The 17,093-nt window shown below is 31.8% G+C and carries 19 protein-coding genes; 10 read left to right on the forward strand and 9 right to left on the reverse strand.

Annotation, left to right across the window (positions count from 1 at the left end; all coding sequences use genetic code 11):
• The 6 genes from dapA (at nucleotide 1) to lysA (ending at nucleotide 6,035) form a co-directional block, all read left to right on the forward strand.
• Nucleotides 1-885 (forward strand): 4-hydroxy-tetrahydrodipicolinate synthase, encoded by an 885-nt coding sequence (dapA, locus tag CM54_RS03860; protein WP_037549021.1) that lies wholly within the window; start codon nucleotides 1-3, stop codon nucleotides 883-885.
• Entirely contained in the window at nucleotides 885-1,610 is a 726-nt protein-coding gene (gene dapB, locus CM54_RS03865; RefSeq protein ID WP_002433594.1) for a 4-hydroxy-tetrahydrodipicolinate reductase, read from the forward strand. Before dapA ends, dapB begins: the two co-directional genes overlap by 1 nt.
• Nucleotides 1,611-1,636: 26 nt before the next feature.
• Complete coding sequence (gene dapD / locus CM54_RS03870; RefSeq protein WP_037549025.1) at nucleotides 1,637-2,356, forward strand: 2,3,4,5-tetrahydropyridine-2,6-dicarboxylate N-acetyltransferase; 720 nt, start codon at nucleotides 1,637-1,639, stop codon at nucleotides 2,354-2,356.
• A gap of 179 nt (nucleotides 2,357-2,535) precedes the next feature.
• Nucleotides 2,536-3,687 carry an amidohydrolase gene (locus CM54_RS03875; RefSeq protein WP_037549038.1) on the forward strand — a complete coding sequence of 384 codons (1,152 nt, stop codon included), beginning with the start codon at nucleotides 2,536-2,538 and terminating at the stop codon, nucleotides 3,685-3,687.
• Nucleotides 3,688-3,692: 5 nt separating this feature from the next.
• Nucleotides 3,693-4,769: an alanine racemase gene (locus CM54_RS03880; protein WP_037549041.1), complete on the forward strand. Its 1,077-nt coding sequence runs from the start codon at nucleotides 3,693-3,695 to the stop codon at nucleotides 4,767-4,769.
• The gene (gene lysA / locus CM54_RS03885) at nucleotides 4,770-6,035 is read left to right on the forward strand and encodes a diaminopimelate decarboxylase (protein ID WP_037549043.1); all 1,266 of its coding nucleotides are present in this window, start codon (nucleotides 4,770-4,772) and stop codon (nucleotides 6,033-6,035) included.
• A gap of 583 nt (nucleotides 6,036-6,618) precedes the next feature.
• On the opposite strand, the gene cspA is transcribed toward lysA, so the two are convergent.
• Together cspA and msaA are read right to left on the reverse strand one after the other, a co-directional pair.
• Nucleotides 6,619-6,819: a cold shock protein CspA gene (cspA, locus tag CM54_RS03890; RefSeq protein ID WP_002433901.1), complete on the reverse strand. Its 201-nt coding sequence runs from the start codon at nucleotides 6,817-6,819 to the stop codon at nucleotides 6,619-6,621.
• A gap of 182 nt (nucleotides 6,820-7,001) precedes the next feature.
• Nucleotides 7,002-7,310 (reverse strand): regulatory protein MsaA, encoded by a 309-nt coding sequence (gene msaA / locus CM54_RS03895; RefSeq protein ID WP_037549046.1) that lies wholly within the window; start codon nucleotides 7,308-7,310, stop codon nucleotides 7,002-7,004.
• 159 nt (nucleotides 7,311-7,469) lie between these two features.
• Here msaA and CM54_RS03900 point away from each other — a divergent pair, with 159 nt between their 5' ends.
• Genes CM54_RS03900 through CM54_RS03910 form a run of 3 tightly spaced genes read left to right on the forward strand, consistent with a single transcriptional unit; the run spans nucleotide 7,470 to nucleotide 9,547 of the window.
• Nucleotides 7,470-7,739, forward strand: coding sequence for an acylphosphatase (locus CM54_RS03900; protein ID WP_002433775.1), 270 nt, complete (start codon nucleotides 7,470-7,472; stop codon nucleotides 7,737-7,739).
• 25 nt (nucleotides 7,740-7,764) lie between these two features.
• The gene (locus CM54_RS03905) at nucleotides 7,765-8,391 is read left to right on the forward strand and encodes a 5-bromo-4-chloroindolyl phosphate hydrolysis family protein (RefSeq protein WP_002433566.1); all 627 of its coding nucleotides are present in this window, start codon (nucleotides 7,765-7,767) and stop codon (nucleotides 8,389-8,391) included.
• A 22-nt stretch (nucleotides 8,392-8,413) separates the two neighbouring features.
• Nucleotides 8,414-9,547 (forward strand): toxic anion resistance protein, encoded by a 1,134-nt coding sequence (locus tag CM54_RS03910; protein WP_030062716.1) that lies wholly within the window; start codon nucleotides 8,414-8,416, stop codon nucleotides 9,545-9,547.
• A 79-nt stretch (nucleotides 9,548-9,626) separates the two neighbouring features.
• Here the strand turns inward: CM54_RS03910 and brnQ3 are convergent, their stop codons facing one another.
• The 5 genes from brnQ3 to CM54_RS03935 form a co-directional block, all read right to left on the reverse strand.
• Nucleotides 9,627-10,982, reverse strand: a complete 1,356-nt coding sequence (brnQ3, locus tag CM54_RS03915; RefSeq protein WP_037549050.1) for a branched-chain amino acid-like transporter carrier protein BrnQ3 — start codon at nucleotides 10,980-10,982, stop codon at nucleotides 9,627-9,629.
• Between the two features lie 194 nt (nucleotides 10,983-11,176).
• A complete protein-coding gene (locus tag CM54_RS03920) occupies nucleotides 11,177-13,066 on the reverse strand; it encodes a vWA domain-containing protein (protein ID WP_037549053.1) in 1,890 nt (629 codons plus the stop codon).
• Nucleotides 13,067-13,078: 12 nt separating this feature from the next.
• Nucleotides 13,079-13,870 (reverse strand): ATP-binding protein, encoded by a 792-nt coding sequence (locus CM54_RS03925; protein ID WP_037549055.1) that lies wholly within the window; start codon nucleotides 13,868-13,870, stop codon nucleotides 13,079-13,081.
• A gap of 111 nt (nucleotides 13,871-13,981) precedes the next feature.
• Nucleotides 13,982-14,185: a DUF6501 family protein gene (locus CM54_RS03930; RefSeq protein ID WP_002433949.1), complete on the reverse strand. Its 204-nt coding sequence runs from the start codon at nucleotides 14,183-14,185 to the stop codon at nucleotides 13,982-13,984.
• A 29-nt stretch (nucleotides 14,186-14,214) separates the two neighbouring features.
• Entirely contained in the window at nucleotides 14,215-15,024 is an 810-nt protein-coding gene (locus tag CM54_RS03935) for a glyoxalase/bleomycin resistance protein/dioxygenase (RefSeq protein WP_002433595.1), read from the reverse strand.
• 199 nt (nucleotides 15,025-15,223) lie between these two features.
• Between CM54_RS03935 and CM54_RS03940 the strand changes: the two genes are divergently transcribed.
• Nucleotides 15,224-15,397, forward strand: a complete 174-nt coding sequence (locus CM54_RS03940) for a hypothetical protein (protein WP_002433919.1) — start codon at nucleotides 15,224-15,226, stop codon at nucleotides 15,395-15,397.
• Nucleotides 15,398-16,131: 734 nt separating this feature from the next.
• Here CM54_RS03940 and CM54_RS12885 read toward each other — a convergent pair.
• Nucleotides 16,132-16,542 (reverse strand): ATP-binding cassette domain-containing protein, encoded by a 411-nt coding sequence (locus tag CM54_RS12885; protein WP_231469369.1) that lies wholly within the window; start codon nucleotides 16,540-16,542, stop codon nucleotides 16,132-16,134.
• A complete protein-coding gene (locus CM54_RS12890) occupies nucleotides 16,520-16,960 on the reverse strand; it encodes an ATP-binding cassette domain-containing protein (protein WP_231469372.1) in 441 nt (146 codons plus the stop codon). The genes CM54_RS12885 and CM54_RS12890 overlap by 23 nt, the downstream gene beginning before the upstream one ends.
• Between the last annotated feature and the right edge of the window lie 133 nt (nucleotides 16,961-17,093).

The following is a 17,093-nucleotide window of genomic DNA, read 5'->3' on the forward strand; positions in this document are numbered from 1 at the left end:
ATGACACACATGTTTGAAGGCGTTGGCGTAGCTCTAGCTACACCATTTACTAATAATGAAATTGATTTTGACGCATTAGAAAGACATGTAAAATTTTTATTAGAAAATAACACACAAGCGATTATAGTTAATGGAACAACAGCTGAAAGCCCTACTTTAACAGATCAAGAAAAAGAACAAGTACTTGAAACTGTAATTAAATTAGTTGATAAACGTGTACCTATCATTGCTGGAACTGGTACGAATAATACTCAGAAATCAATTGAAGCCTCTAAAAGAGCTAAAGAAATTGGTGCTGATGCAGTGATGCTTATTACGCCCTATTATAATAAAACAAACCAACGAGGATTAATTAAACACTTTGAGACTATCGCAAATGAAGTAAAATTACCGGTTGTACTTTATAACGTACCATCACGGACGAATATGATGATTGAAGCAGAAACTGTTGAAACATTAAGTCACAACCCATACATTGTTGCACTTAAAGATGCGACGAATGACTTTGATTATATGGAAGAAGTTAAAAAACGCATTAATGAAGATGAATTTGTATTATATAGTGGCAATGATGACAATGTTGTTGAATTCTATCAACGTGGAGGTAAAGGTGTTATCTCAGTTATTGCAAATGTTATCCCTCAAGAATTTCAAGATTTATACGATGCTAAACAAAGTGGAGAAAATATTTCAAGTCAATTTGAACCTATTGGGCAATTATTAGACTCATTATCTGTGGATGTTAACCCTATTCCTATTAAGGCACTAACGGCACATTTAGGTTTTGGTAATTATGAATTAAGATTACCACTTATCCCATTAGATGACGCAGAGCGTAATGTATTAGAGCAAGCTTATGACCAGTTTAAAGCAGGTGAACATTAATGAAGATTTTACTTATAGGCTATGGAGCGATGAATCAACGAGTTGCTAGACTAGCTGAAGAAAAAAATCATGAGATTGTAGGAGTCATAGATAGAACTCCTAAAGATTCAACACCATACAAGCATTACAATAGTATAGCTGAAGCTCAAGACGTTGCTGATGTAGTGATTGACTTTTCAAACCCTGAATTATTAATACCATTACTAGATGAGTCATTCAATTTACCGTTAGTTATTGCTACAACTGGTGAGAAAGATACGCTCATTCAAAAGCTACAAACATTAGGTCAACATATGCCTGTATTCTTTAGTGCAAATATGAGTTATGGTATACACGCCCTTACTAAGATTTTAGAAACTGCCGTACCCCTACTACAAGATTTTGACATTGAATTAACTGAGGCTCATCACAATAAGAAAGTAGATGCTCCTAGTGGTACATTAGTTAAATTGTATGATGTGATCAAAGAACTTAGAGACCAAGTAACGCCAGTATATGATCGTCATGAGAATACTGAGAAACGTACGAAAGATGAAATTGGTATTCATGCTGTGCGTGGAGGAACAATCGTTGGTGAACATGATATTTTATTCGCTGGCACAGATGAGACAATCACTATTTCTCATAAAGCACAATCTAAAGACATTTTTGCAAATGGTGCCATTGGTGCCGCTGAAAAGTTAATTCATAAAGAAAATGGATATTATACTTTTGATAATTTATAAAAGTAAACAAAGGAGAGGTTTAAACTATGGTACAACATTTATCAGCTCAAGAGATTATTCAATATATCAGTGATGCAAAAAAATCTACACCTTTAAAAGTTTATGCGAATGGTAATTTTGAAGGCGTAACTTTCCCAGAAAGTTTTAAAGTATTTGGATCAGAACATTCTAAAGTTATCTTTTGTGAAGCGGATGACTGGAAACCCTTCTATGAAGAAAATCAAACAAAAATTGAAGATTTAGAAATTGAAATGGATCGACGTAATTCAGCGATTCCGCTTAAAGACTTAACAAACACAAACGCACGTATTGAACCAGGTGCATTCATTCGTGAACAAGCGATTATTGAAGATGGTGCTGTAGTTATGATGGGCGCAACAATAAATATTGGTGCGGTAGTTGGTGAAGGTACAATGGTTGATATGAACGCAACGCTTGGTGGTCGTGCAACAACTGGTAAGAATGTACATGTTGGTGCAGGTGCTGTATTAGCTGGAGTAATTGAGCCCCCTAGCGCCTCTCCAGTGATAATCGAAGATAATGTCTTAATTGGTGCTAATGCAGTTATTCTTGAAGGCGTTCGCGTTGGCGAAGGTGCTATTGTTGCTGCGGGTGCTATTGTAACTCAAGATGTTCCAGCTGGTGCTGTTGTAGCAGGTACCCCTGCTAAAGTAATTAAACAAACATCTGAAGTTGAAGACTCTAAACGTGAAATTGTCTCAGCTTTAAGAAAGTTAAATGATTAATAGCTTGTATGTTTTAATCATTTTCATATAAATGAATGTTAAAGGTTGAAGCAAATGATGATGTTGAACACTCTTATATGTAGGTTCGCACGTTTGTTTCACCTTTTTATTATAACTAAGTAAAAAGGCGTCATCATTACATAATAAATTAAAACAATTTCATATAAGGGATGATTAATATGAGTGAATTAGAATTTGTAACAAAACATAGAAGACATTTACATCAATATCCAGAATTAAGTTTACATGAGTTCGAAACAACGAAGTATATTAAAGAATTTCTTGATAAATTAGGCGTTGAATATGATTGCCCACTTGAAACCGGAGCAATAGCGTATTTAGAAGGTCAAAGTAATCATACGATAGCATTTCGTGCTGATATCGATGCTTTACCAATATTTGAGGAAAATGATATCGACTATCGAAGTAAAACGGACAATGTGATGCATGCATGTGGTCATGATGGTCATACAACAGCATTAATGTTATTTGTAAAACGTTGCAAAGCGATGGCGGATAAAGGTGAACTTCCCCACAATGTTGTGTTTATCTTTCAGCCTGCTGAAGAAACTGGTGGTGGTGCTAATCGCTTAATTAAAGCAGGCGCCTTTGAAAAGTACCCTATCGAAGCAGTATTTGGTATTCATGTGAACCCGTTCGCTGAAGAAGGCAAAGTAGTGATTCGGGATGAAGAAATCACTGCAAGTGCGACTGAGTATCGCTTTTATTTAAATGGTTTATCAAGTCATGTGGCTGATAAAGAACAAGGTCATTCATGTGGTGAAGCGTTACAACATGTCTTAGCACAAGTAGGACAAATACAACAGTACCATCTTAATGGTTTAAAACGTAATATAGTTCATATGGGACATTTTGAAGCTGGTGAAGCTATAAATACAGTACCGAGTCATGGTTATCTTGAAGGTACAATACGCACGTATGATGTAGATGACTTAACTGTGGTTAAACAACAAATGTATAAAATAGCAGAAAGTGTCCAATTACTATTTAATGTAGATTGCCAAGTAAAATTTGAAGAAGGCTATCCTCCTACTATGAATAGTCCTGAACTTCGGGAAAGTGTAGAACAAGCCTTAAATAAGGCTAATCTAGAAGTCATTGATAAACCTACCCCATTCTTATTTGGAGAAGATTTTAGTTTTTATGGACAACAATTAGCTCCTGCATATTTTGTATTTGTAGGCACTCAGAATAAAGCTAAAGGTTATGTTACAGGTTTGCATACCTCTCATTTAAATTTTGATGAAAAGATTTTAATTGATGTAGCGAATTATTATGAACAATTATTAAGAAATTACAAAGAGGTGTAAGTCAATTGACAGCAATTTGGTCAGTAGATACAGAAGTGTTTTATCAGAATGCTGTAAAAGTTAGAAAAGAACAATCAATAATGGCAGTAGTGAAAAATAACGCTTATCATTATGGATTAGAATTTTCAGTTAAAGAGTTTTTAAAAGCAGGCATTCAAACATTTAGTACAACATCATTAAAAGAAGCTATCCGTGTGAGAGAAATCGCACCTCATGCAACTATATTTCTAATGAATGCTGTGTATGAATTTGATACATTAAGAGAGTATGAAATTCATATGACACTACCCTCTTTAACTTATTATTATGAACACAAAGAGGATTTAAGAAATATACATGTGCATTTAGAATTTGAAAATCTTTTACATCGCTCAGGTTTCAAAGATTTAGAAGAGTTGCATGAAGTTTTAAAAGATCATGCTCAAAATAAAAGTGATAACAAAATGATTATTTCTGGTATATGGACTCACTTTGGATATGCTGATGAGTTCGATGTTCCAGAGTATGATATTGAGAGACAGGCATGGTTAAATGTTCTAAATACTTTGTTGGATGAAGGTTACTCATTTGATATGATACACGCACAAAATAGTGCAAGTTTTTATCGTGAAGGTCAAGTAGTCCTTCCTCACCATACCCATGCACGTGTAGGTATTGCACTTTATGGTTCTAGACCTTATAGCAAATTAAAAGAATCTGAAATTCAACAATCCTTGACAGTTAAAGGTAATGTGATTCAAGTTCGTGAAGTTAATGCTGGAGATTATTGCGGATATAGCTTCGCTTATGAAGCTACTAAGAATCAAACACAATTGGCAGTGGTTGATATTGGGTATGGAGATGGCATCCTCAAATCCAGAGCTCAACATGAGGCGATTATTAATGGTAAACGTTATCCGATTAGAGCGCTAATGATGAGTCATATGTTTGTTGAAGTGGATGATGAAGTTCATGCACAAGATGAAGTAGTATTATATAATAACGATATACGCATCGATGAATTTACTTTTAAAGGTGTGGGCGCAAACTCTGAACAATTAAGCGCTATGAATCATGATTCTCTAATAAAGGAGTACATATAAATGGTAGTCAAATATAATGAGTATGGCGAATTAACAATGGGAGGTACAAGTTTAAAGACTGTAGCTCAAAGCTTTGGTACCCCTACTATCGTATATGATGAAGATCAAATTCGTAATCAAATGCGCAGATATCATAGTGCATTTGAGAAAAGTGGTTTAAAATATAATATTTCTTATGCTTCTAAAGCATTTACTTGTATTCAAATGGTTAAATTAGTGCAAGAAGAAAATTTACAATTAGATGTGGTGTCTGAAGGAGAACTTTATACTGCTCTAGAAGCTGGTTTTGATGCAAATCGTATTCACTTTCACGGTAATAATAAAACTAAGCGAGAAATTCAATACGCATTAGAAAATAATATCGGGTACTTTGTTATAGATGCATTAGAAGAAATTGATTTAATTGATAAATATGCAAGTGATAAAGTGAATATCGTATTACGTGTTAATCCTGGCGTGGAAGCACATACACACGAATTTATACAAACTGGTCAAGAAGATAGTAAGTTTGGTCTATCAATTAAACATGGATTAGCTTTAGAAGCGATTAATAAAGTAAAAGCTTCTAAACACTTACAATTAAAAGGAGTTCACTTCCATGTAGGGTCTCAGATTGAAGGTACCGAAGCTATGATAGAAACTGCTAAGCTTGTGCTTCATTGGTTATCTGAAAATGAAATCAAAGTAGAATTACTTAATTTAGGTGGCGGTTTCGGTATCAAATATGTTGAAGGTGATGAAAGTTTCCCTATTGAAGAAGGCATTGCAGAAATTACTGATGCAATTAAAGAAACTGCTCATTCACTTAATTATGAAGTGCCTGAAATTGGTATAGAGCCTGGTCGTTCAATTGTTGGTGAAGCAGGAATTACTTTATATGAGGTCGGTACTATAAAGGAAATACCTGAAGTGAATAAATATGTTTCAGTTGATGGAGGTATGAGCGATCATATCCGTACAGCCTTATATGATGCTAAATATCAAGCGTTATTAGTTAATCGTAATGAGGAAGCAGATGATACTGTGACGATTGCAGGTAAACTATGTGAATCCGGTGATATTATCATTAAAAAAGCTAAGTTACCCTCCTCTATTAAGCGTGGAGACTATTTAGCAATTTTATCAACTGGTGCATATCATTATTCAATGGCATCAAATTATAATCAAATGCAGAAGCCATCAGTATTCTTCTTAAAAGATGGAAAAGCACGTGAAGTGATAAAGCGTCAGTCACTAAGACAATTAATAATTAATGATACGAAATGATAGTAAAAATGAGCAAGCGAAACTCACCTACTATAATATAATTTTAATTTAATGAAAGATGAATTTTAAAACGCCTTGTATAGATGTTGTCTCAACATTTCCAAGGCGTTTTAAGTTCTATTGAAATGAACAAGATTTAAAATTGAATTTTCCTGAATATCGTAATTGCTAAAACATAAAAAATAATTATATAAACAACAGTAATAGTGCTCATTGCTAATAAGCTGAAAATGAAATCTTTATCGGTATTTAAATTTGTAAAATAAGATTCACCATTAAATGAAACGACCACGGTAACCAAAATAAAAACGACCAATTGAAACTTGTAATAATTTAAAAGGATTTGGCATAATATTGTTTTCTTTCTCCTACTTATCACTTAAATTATAAAAAAATTGATTAATAAATCAATAAAAATTATATTGCAGACTATATTATTGTAAAGATGTTTTGTTTCTTTTTGTGCATAAAAAAAGAAAGAAATTAACATCAATTTCTTTCTGAGCTACTGTATGTATTGATATAAAAAACACCCTACATCTTGGTAAGGTGTTAGTTAAAGTCAATAATTATAATCTATTTATTATAGTTTAACAACGTTTGCAGCTTGAGGACCGCGATCGCCTTCAACTACTTCAAATTCAACTGATTGACCTTCTTCTAATGATTTGTAACCATCTTGGTTGATTGCTGAGAAATGTACGAATACGTCGTTTTCTCCTTCAACTTCGATGAAGCCGAAACCTTTTTCAGCGTTAAACCATTTAACTGTACCTTGTTTCATATTTCTGAAACCTCCAAGACTAAATTCTTTCAATATGCGTTATTCGCATATTACAAAAAATACGTGTGCTTATATGTATGATAAATCCAAATATTCTTTGCAATATGGAATAAAACAATTGCTTAATAATCATTATAGTTTAGTCATAGCTAAATTGCAATACAATTATAGAAAATTATCATTTAATCAATTTTTGGAAGATTAAAATAAACCTCATTATTTTTTAAAATAATAAAACTATAAAATATTTGTAAATCTTCATCGCAATCTTCGCAAAAATTTAAGTCACAGTTGTTATAGAAAGCATAAATGTTATGTTTACCTACTACATAATTATCGAAACAATCCTTACAGTCTTGAAGAAGTTTTGAGTATTTTTCAAGCATTTCTTCATATGTGTTGAAGTTTAGTGTTTCGATAACTCTTTCAGGCCAATCACTAAATAGCCACCAACCTTCGTAGTCAGCTCTCATTTTTGCAACTGTCCACATGTTTAAAATCCCCTTCCACGGTTAAACCTTTAAACTTAATTGTAACTTTTCAGAATTCAAAATCAAGTTTCAAGACTCATACTTTTGGCCGATAAATCATATAGCAAATATTAGTTTTTTACAACTAAAGTACGTATAATGAAGTTATGAGGTGATATTATGGAACGTAAACATATTCAAGTTTTTGGAACTGTTCAAGGTGTGGGCTTCAGATATTATACTGAACGCATTGCTAACCAATATCACATTAAAGGTACAGTCCAAAATGTTGACGATTATGTAGAAATATATGCTCAAGGTGAAGATAAAGAATTAGAACAATTTATTCAATCTGTAATTAAAGGTGCTTCACCTGCGTCATCAGTAACCGATTATAATATTAAAAATCTAGATATTGATGACTCATTAACAGAATTTAAAACTATATAGACTTTAATATAAAGGAAGATGACATTTGAGATATAACATTTCACGTTTATTTGGAGTGTTAGTAGGCATACCAGTAGCATTTATTGTTTGGATGGTTACTTTTTTCGCATGGGATTTATCATTCCTGATTGATGCTATCGTTGGTGCAGGTGGTTTTCTATTATCGTACTTCCCTACTCAAAGGCTTACTTCACGCAAATATCTTAATGAAATCGGATTGTCACGTAGAGATTATAGATATGTTAGAACTCAGCTTAATCAAGCCCAATTAAAAATTAGAACTATTTTAAAATCATTTATGAACATCAGATCTATAAAAGATTTTAGACAAGTCAATGATATTTACCGTATATCACGTTCTATATATACAAGTATCAAACAACGTCCTGGTATGTTTTTCAAAGTAGAGGGTTTCTTCTATTCTCATCTAGATAATGCTCTGAATCTAGTAGATTCTTATACTCGCCTTTCAAGGATGCCACGTAAATCAAAAGAAGAAAAACAAAAGCTTGAACAGACGCGTATTACTCTAGATGAAGTTAAACGTACACTAATTGCTGATTTAAAAAGATTAAATGAAGAAGATTATGAACGATTAGATGTTGAAATGGAATTAAACAAATTAGAACAAGAACGTCGCAAAGATGTATAAGAGAAATGGAGAGATGAATGAGATGACGCATGAAATTAATAGCAATCAATCACATCCACTCGATCAATATATTGAAGATAATACAAATACTAATCCTACAGTAGCTCAAGACTTCAACCCTCAATTTAGTGATGAGGACAAGAAAAAAATAGAAACAATTAGTCAACAAATAAAGCCTTTAGACCATGATGGCTTATTACAGTTTGGTACTAACTTACAACAAAGTATGTCTCAATTTTCACATCAAATGCTAGATGAAGTTCAATCTAAAGATATGGGGCCTGTTGGAGATTCATTAAGTCAATTAATGGGCAAATTAAAGTCAGTTAATCCTAATGATTTAGATCCAAATAAACAATCTAAACTTAAACGTATATTTAGAAGAACAAAAGCTTCAATTAATGAAGTCTTTTCAAGAATGCAATCAGTAAGCTCTCAAATTGATCGTATTACGATTCAACTAGACAAACATAAAGGGAATCTAACTAAAGATGTTGAATTATTAGACGGTTTATATGATCAAAATAAAAAATACTTTGACGATGTAACTTTATATATTGCTGCTGCACAACGTAAGAAACAACAGATTCAATCTGAAACAATACCTGAACTACAAGAGAAAGCTCATAACTCAGGAAATCAAATGGATATTCAAGCTGTGGCGGATATGGAACAATTTGTAGATCGTTTAGATAAACGTATTTATGACTTACAATTGTCTAGACAAATTGCTATTCAAACAGCTCCACAAATTCGTATGATTCAAAACGTGAATCAAGCATTAGCTGAAAAAATTCAAAGTTCAATTCTCACAAGTATTCCTCTATGGAAAAATCAAATGGCAATTGCCTTAACCTTAATGAGACAACGTAATGCAGTTTCAGCTCAGCGTGCCGTAACAGATACTACAAATGATTTACTCACTCAAAATGCTTCAATGTTAAAGCAAAACGCTATTGAAACTGCCACTGAAAATGAGCGTGGCATCGTTGATATTGAGACTTTGAAAACAACTCAAAATGACATTATAGAAACAATTGAACAGACATTACAAATCCAACAAGATGGTCGCCAAAAGCGACAAGCAGCTGAAAAAGAGCTTAATGGCTTAGAAAACGACTTGAAGCAACATCTATTGTCAATGAGAAAAGAATAATAATTGAAAAAGGCACTCGTATTCTTTAGTGATGGTTAAAATCACTTATGGTACGAGTGCCTTTATATATATTTAAGTTTTAGTTGTTATTATCTTCTTTTTGATAAACTATAAAATCTTGTTTAACGAAATATGAAATAATATAACCCAAGATGGTTGCAATTACCGCAATTGGAAACCATTCAAGTGAATGTTGTTTAAGTGGTAAATGGTCTATAAATGAAATTTTAAACCATCCTTGAGTAGTAATAAGACTTAATATAGATTCTATTGCAACAATAAGCAATGGAATTTGTTGTGCAATTGGTTTCGTCGGTATAAATCGAGCCACTAATATTAGTAAAACAACTGTTATAGCTATTGGATATACAATACTTAATACAGGTACTGACATAGATATAACTGAATTTAATCCTTGATTGGCTATGATAAAGCTTATTAATGTAAATAATATTACATAAACTTTATAAGAAATTTTAGGGAAAACTCTGTGGAAATATTGACTTACTGAAACAATAAGACCACAAGCTGTAGTGATACAAGCTAATGCAACGATAATTCCTAATAAATATTTACCGAAGGTACCAAATCCCTTTGCAGCCATAGTAGTTAGTAAGTATGTACCAACATTTTGATCATTAGCAGTGAGTTCTTTCATCTTTCCTGAAGTAATATGCATATGATTTCCAATAAATCCTAATGAAATATATATAAAGATTAAAGCTGTAGCAGCAATAAGTCCTGCAATCACTGTTTGCTTAAATATTTTATCAGAATGTTTAATTCCGGTAGCTTTAATAGCGTTAACAACAATCATTGAAAATGCAATTGCAGCGATTGCATCCATTGTTAAATAACCTTGAGTAAACCCTTGCGAAAAACCGGAAAAACTTGAATGGAATAATTTTGTATTACCTTCTCCGGGAGCATTACTTCCAAAGTCTATAAATCCTTTTATAATCATAGCTAATATAGTTATTAATAACAATGGAGTTAAAAATGAACCAATGCGATCTATCATTTTATTAGGATTAAGACATAAATAAAGCACAATTAAGAAGTAAATAATAGTGAAAATTAATAATGCTATATTCCCATTAGTGTTAGCGATTGGCGTGACAGTCATTTCAAATGAAGTCGAAGCTGTACGCGGAATCGCGAACAAAGGTCCTATTGTTAAATAGATAACAATTAAAAAGATTAAAGAGAATTTTGGTGAAATTTTATTAAAAGCACCGATATATCCTTGATGATCTAGTGCCCCAACAACGACACCTAGTAATGGTAAACCAATACCAGTTAGTGCGAATGCGAGTATAGCTGGCCAAAGGAAATGTCCACTATCAAGGCCTAGATTCGTTGGAAAAATAAGGTTCCCTGCGCCAAAAAACATAGCGAACAAAGTAAAACCTATAATCCAAGTGTTTTTATTCATAATGCTGCTCCTTTTTATCTAATAATGCAACATTAAACATTCTATCATAATCAGGAATTATAAGTCTATATAATTTCAGAAAATTTAAAAACTTATACAAATTTAATTAGTAATTATTTAAAATATATGGTTGAATGCCATTTATCAACTATTAAATACATACAATTAATTTTGATGTTAAATTAGTGTGATTATTAAAATGATTTAAGTAAAAGTTTCTTCAATAATGGAGATAATAGACTTGGTAAGTGTTCAACGCCTTCTACAAATATTGAGAATTGTCCATAAATATTATGAATCGTTTGTTCAATATCTTCAGTAATAGCTTCTTGACTCAGAAATACATTAAAGACTTCAATACCAAATTTACGAGCAGTTTCTACGGCTTCATACGTATCTATAATGCCATCTTGGCTATAGTTAAATGCAGATGGTTCTCCATCCGAAAATACAATTAAAAAACGTTGTTGATGACTACGTTGTAGTAGTCTTTCACTAGCTATCCGAATAGCTACACCATCACGATTATCATCTTGAGGTTCTAAAGACATGATACGTGGGCCTTCTTTTTCAAAAATTGAATAATTATAATTGATAATTTCATCTATAATATTTGGTTGTTCACGATCATCTGCTTCGAATGCATCCTCATTAAAAGCTAAAATTTCGTGTTTAATGTTTAACGATTTCAAAGTTTCATGGAATAGGACAACGCCCTTAATGGTCTCATCCATTTTATCGTGCATGCTTGCAGACGCATCAACTAACAATGTGAACGTTGCATCAAATGTTTTACTTAAATCCTGCTTTTTATAAAATAATTTATATTGATCATCGATAAACCAATTGATTAAATCTTTTTGAAGACGCCCTTTAGTTAGATTATGACGTTCATCTTGATGCTCTCTATCGATTGTCTTTTTAATGATTTGAATAAGATCCTTGATTTCAAATTGAACATCATTTTTAGAATGTTGATAGTCTAAAATATGTTGCGGTTGGATGTTTGGAACCTTCCATTCAACTTTTACATTTTTATTAATTCCTTCTAGTGCAAATGCTTGATTCTGACCTATGAAACCACCTTCATCATGGTCTAAAGTATTCTGAGAGCCCTTGCCTTTCTTAGTCATCATATCTGTCATATCGTCTGTGGAATCCCCTTCACGAGCAGTATCATTATCAGCTATCACTTCGCTGTTTTCTCCTTCGTGAAGTTCCATCTCTAAGTAGGCGCCACCTTTAGTTTCACTATCCGCTGCTTTAGTTTCAGCTTCAGCTGTTTCAGCATCTTCTTCAGATTGATGTTTATCGTAACCATCTGTATTACTCGCGTCAGTTCTTTTCAAGTCCTCAAAGGTGGTTGCTTGAATGTCTTCATACAGTTTTTGAGGTAAATAATAATATTCATTTAACATATCTTCTTTAAGCAAATCATCTACCTGATACATCATACGTTCAGCCAGATACATGTTATCTTCTGAGGTTTTGTTTTGGAAAATATTTGGCAAATACTGATACATATTCACTAGTACATCATCAAATGTCGGATGAATTGATGGTACGTCATAGAAGTTTTGACTAAGAAAAGCACGTTCTAAATTGAGAAATAGCAAATCTGTGAATACAGTTTTAGTTTTATAAACATTGATTTGTGAATCAGTAAAAGCTAACCGAGTATCCAAGCGTAGATCTATATACTTAGCAGTGCTAGGACGTTCTTTTCGAATAAGTTCGAGAATACGTACATCTTCAAGTAACTTAAATAATTGATGGAAAAATTTAGTATGATGAAAATCATCATTATGTAAAACATGATTAACAATGTCTATATCCATATGTTGATATCCATATGCAGCGAGTAAAACATCAGTTTTTAAGCCGGCTTGCTCAATATGATGCGGACGGTGTGACCAGAACCAACTTGTGATTAGGGTATTGCTGAAAGGATTGTAAAAAGGAAACTTTTGTATTTTCACTTGTGTTTGTTCATCTTTTAATAATAGACGAGCTAAGTCTTGTAACATCATTACCTGCTTAGCATCTAACTGTTCATCGTTGAATTTTATAAAACGATCACTCATAAGTATCCCTCTTTAAAAATTTAACTCAATCGCATTAATAATTGCTTGTTGTTCACGCTCATCTTCTAATTTATCGATAATTGTTCTTTTAATTGCACGTTCGATTGGAATCACTGTAGCTAAATCACTTAAATCTATGAGGGCACGAATACTAGCAGCTTCCTCAGAAATTTGTCCTTGTTTAGTCATTGTTCTTAAGTCCTCATTAAATTTAATGATTTTTTCAATTACTTTGTCATCCTGTAATCGACTTTGTTCTTTTATAACAGTCTTTAAAATATCTCCATCTATATAATCTACTTCTATAACGATAAAACGGTTTTTAAGTGCCTCATTCATTGGTAATGTGCCTACGTAACCTTCATTAATTGCTGCTATCACATTGAAACCAGGTGCAGCTTTAATGACCTCGCCTGTATATGGATTAGTAATTTGACGGCGATAGTCTAAGACACCATTAAGAATCGGAAGCGTTTCTGGTTTAGCCATATTAATTTCATCGATATATAAAATGTGTCCTTGTTTCATAGCTTTAATTACAGGCCCATCAATGAAGACAATTTCTTGTTGCCCCTCTTCGTTAGTTTGAATTGTCTTAAATCCAAGCAAACTTTCGGTATCTAAATCGACAGAACAGTTAACCTGATGCATTGGACGTCTTACTTCATCGCTTAACGTTTCAGCAAGTTTTGTTTTTCCTGAACCTGTAGGTCCCTTAAGTAAAATATTTTTATTTAATTCAAATAGAACTTTCGCATCTTTAAATACTGATTCATCAGAATTTTTATAAATTGATTTAGTCATAATTTCCCGTCCTTTATGTATAAAAAGAGACTAAGACAATTAAGTCATTATTGACCTGTCTTAGTCTTATTAATAATTAAATACACGTACTGTTACTTTACGTAATAAAACTTAAACTTCTTTGAAGTAATCTTTATAATAGCCACCTACTAAACCAGAATTATCAACGATTTGATAATACTCTTCGGTTTCATTAACAACATCATATTGTTTGCCTACAGTCAGCATATCAGAAACTGTAAATTTCTTCGCATCTGTATTCGTAACTTCTACCTTTTTAATAGGTGTACGTTCTTTCCAAGTTTCATGTAACATTGTATAACCTTCCTTTATTTAAAAATGATTTACTTTTCAAGGGTGAAAATAAATGAAATACCACTACTTTCGGTGATTCTTAACGATTCAGATTCCTCTTGTTCCAAAGTTTGATATGGTATTCCTATTTCATCTAATTGTTCTTTGGCTTGAACAAATTCATTTCGGTGATGTGTAGAAAATTCAACTTGTTCAACTGGTCCATACTCTGAAAGTTGTATTTCCTCATGTGCTTGGTATAGGTGTAATTCTCCGCCTAAGCCACCTTCTCCAATTTTGAAAACTTGGATATTTTCATTAGCATCTTCACTTGGTAAATATTCAGCAAATAAATCTAATCCAAATACTCTCGTTAAAATTGATGTAGTGATTGATAATTCATTGACTTTAAGAATAACTGGTCCTAAACCTTGAATTTGGTGAAGAGGATTTACAGAACTATCAAAAGATGGCATACCTAGCCCGACTCCAGTATTGTGTTCATTGGAGTAGATATCATAAGTTTGATGATTATCATCTTCAAAACTAAAATGTTTATTGCCATTGAGTTCAGTAAATGAGCTATAATTAATATTATGATTTGAAAGTATGTTTTGATACTCATCTAGCCCTAAATCAGATGGTGTACGTAGTCCTATGCTATCAATATGTTGATTGCTATAGTCCTTATTAGGTATTTCAACAAAGTGAATGCGAGTACCTGGACTTAAGTTAGCATCTCCAAATCTTAAAGCATTTTCATTTTTATCGGAATATTGTAATCCTATAATATTTCCAAAAAGTTCTTTCGTTTTAGACAGGTCACTTGTTCCTATAGTGACACTTCTAAGTCCGCTCATAAACTGACACCCCTAGTTTTTGTCTTTACAATCCTTATTATAACGTATTTTAATGTGAATGAATATGATGAACCCTCATTCTATTTGAGTTAATTTATGATTCAGTGTTGTCATTAATTTGAAAGTTATCATTTCGCATTGGATAAAATATTTGTATATATTAAAATATAATAAAAGACATGTATAAGGAGGCGTACATATGTCTAATTTGTGGATAATATTTGCGATTACAGTTTTAATAGCTGTTTATTCAGGTATACAGGTATTTACTAATTTAAATAATAAGCAGAAGTCTAGTTTTAAATATTTCACAATTGCATTTATTGTTTGTGTCATTCTTGCAATTATTGAAATCATATTCCTAGCTCGATAATTAATAATAGCGTCCTAACCTATTTGGTTAGGACGTTTGTTTTTGATCTAATTTAGAAAAGATGATGAGATTGAGTATGAATAAAATGATAATGTATATTAACGTCCATAAAGTTAGTAATAAAAGCACATCATAATTGGGGTTGTCAGAATGATACAACTTTATTAAATCACCTATTGGTGGTATGAGCCATAAAATATATTTAATAAATGGATAAGATTGTATTAAAATCGGGCGTAATATACTTACCACTCCAATTAGACTAATAAGCAACCACATGTATTTTTTAGAAATCACATTAAGATTTTTAATTAAAGTGGAAATTAAAATACATATCATACATACAATAAGATGCAAAAGTATGGCTAATACACCCTGTTTAAAAGAAATGTGATTTTTGAAACTACCTAATAGTAACGGATATATTATTGAAAATACAATTAATACACAATTAATTAAAAATATAAATAACCATTTAGCTATGAGATACTTGAGTTTAGATTCTAGTTGTATTAATAATAAGTATTTTTCATTTAATGACTCTAAATTTAATATATTTAATGTTAACCAACATGTAATGATAAATAATCCTAAACAGCTAGATGCATAGCTAGATAATATAGGTTGTTCATTATATAAATATTGAAGAATAATCCAAATCACAAAAATCATCATTGGAGGTATAAATTGGTATGAGCGCAAGTAATTTTTAAACTGATATTGTATAAAAGCAATCAAAAGTGGTTCACATCCTTAATTTCAATGATCTCGCACTGATGAGTAATTAATTGCATTAGCAATTCATTTAAATGTTGCTGATGCGTTTTTATATACACCTTATTGTTTTCAGTATAGATGTTTGTGATATTTTTATAATTAGTTAAGCCTTTAGTAATATTTGAGTCATAGTTAATGACTATAACTTTAGCAGCAGTATTAGAAAGATTATTTTCTACTTTGAGATTACGAAATTTACCGGTCTCAATATTCAACGTATGAGTGATGATATGGTTGTGATGATGAAATTCATGAGAAGTCATGATAACAGTAGCAGATAATTTTAACTCAGCTAAATATTTTAATAGAAAATCTGTTGTCTCTTGATCTAATCCAGAAAATGGTTCATCTAATATATATGTCTGCACTTTTAGTGAGGCATTGTATAATATTTACTTTCTGCTTAGTACCTTTAGAACAATCTTTTAATTTACGATTTAAAAATGGAGTAAGATTTAAATGTTCGATAAAATAATGAACTTGCTTTCTTGACTGTTTATATGAGTTGAATTTTGATAAGAATTTCAAATATTCCCTGATAGTTAAATTTAAGTTTCCAGGAAAAACATCTATTGCATAACTGACAATTCCCGAAATGAATAATGATCCTTCATAAGGATTAATTAATCCAGAAATTATTTTTAAAGTGATACTTTTTCCAGAACCATTATGTCCCTCGATTAAAGTTATTGAATTCTTAGGAATATTGAAATTAATATTATGGATAATCATATGATTATTTATCTTCTTAGTTATATGATGCCCTTCTATTATGTTATAAGACATATTAAACTCCCAATAATTGTGACTTATCTTTATTTCTATATATCTTAGCATTAATCATAATAAACTTAATCATACTTAAGTTATATTCAAGTAAAAAATACAACGACGTTTAACGACGTTGTACAACCAAAAC

Source organism: Staphylococcus sp. TE8 (assembly GCF_000692055.1).
Lineage (GTDB): Bacteria > Bacillota > Bacilli > Staphylococcales > Staphylococcaceae > Staphylococcus > Staphylococcus capitis.

Coding starts and splice junctions, on each gene's coding strand:
- dapB (WP_002433594.1), top strand. CDS start 885: ATGAAGATTTTACTTATAGGCTATGGAGCGATGAATCAACGAGTTGCT.
- CM54_RS12890 (WP_231469372.1), bottom strand. CDS start 16,960: ATGTCTTATAACATAATAGAAGGGCATCATATAACTAAGAAGATAAAT.
- brnQ3 (WP_037549050.1), bottom strand. CDS start 10,982: ATGAATAAAAACACTTGGATTATAGGTTTTACTTTGTTCGCTATGTTT.
- CM54_RS03935 (WP_002433595.1), bottom strand. CDS start 15,024: ATGAGCGGACTTAGAAGTGTCACTATAGGAACAAGTGACCTGTCTAAA.
- CM54_RS03925 (WP_037549055.1), bottom strand. CDS start 13,870: ATGACTAAATCAATTTATAAAAATTCTGATGAATCAGTATTTAAAGAT.
- cspA (WP_002433901.1), bottom strand. CDS start 6,819: ATGAAACAAGGTACAGTTAAATGGTTTAACGCTGAAAAAGGTTTCGGC.
- dapD (WP_037549025.1), top strand. CDS start 1,637: ATGGTACAACATTTATCAGCTCAAGAGATTATTCAATATATCAGTGAT.
- lysA (WP_037549043.1), top strand. CDS start 4,770: ATGGTAGTCAAATATAATGAGTATGGCGAATTAACAATGGGAGGTACA.
- CM54_RS03875 (WP_037549038.1), top strand. CDS start 2,536: ATGAGTGAATTAGAATTTGTAACAAAACATAGAAGACATTTACATCAA.
- msaA (WP_037549046.1), bottom strand. CDS start 7,310: ATGTGGACAGTTGCAAAAATGAGAGCTGACTACGAAGGTTGGTGGCTA.
- CM54_RS03910 (WP_030062716.1), top strand. CDS start 8,414: ATGACGCATGAAATTAATAGCAATCAATCACATCCACTCGATCAATAT.
- CM54_RS03920 (WP_037549053.1), bottom strand. CDS start 13,066: ATGAGTGATCGTTTTATAAAATTCAACGATGAACAGTTAGATGCTAAG.
- CM54_RS03900 (WP_002433775.1), top strand. CDS start 7,470: ATGGAACGTAAACATATTCAAGTTTTTGGAACTGTTCAAGGTGTGGGC.
- CM54_RS03930 (WP_002433949.1), bottom strand. CDS start 14,185: ATGTTACATGAAACTTGGAAAGAACGTACACCTATTAAAAAGGTAGAA.
- CM54_RS03940 (WP_002433919.1), top strand. CDS start 15,224: ATGTCTAATTTGTGGATAATATTTGCGATTACAGTTTTAATAGCTGTT.
- dapA (WP_037549021.1), top strand. CDS start 1: ATGACACACATGTTTGAAGGCGTTGGCGTAGCTCTAGCTACACCATTT.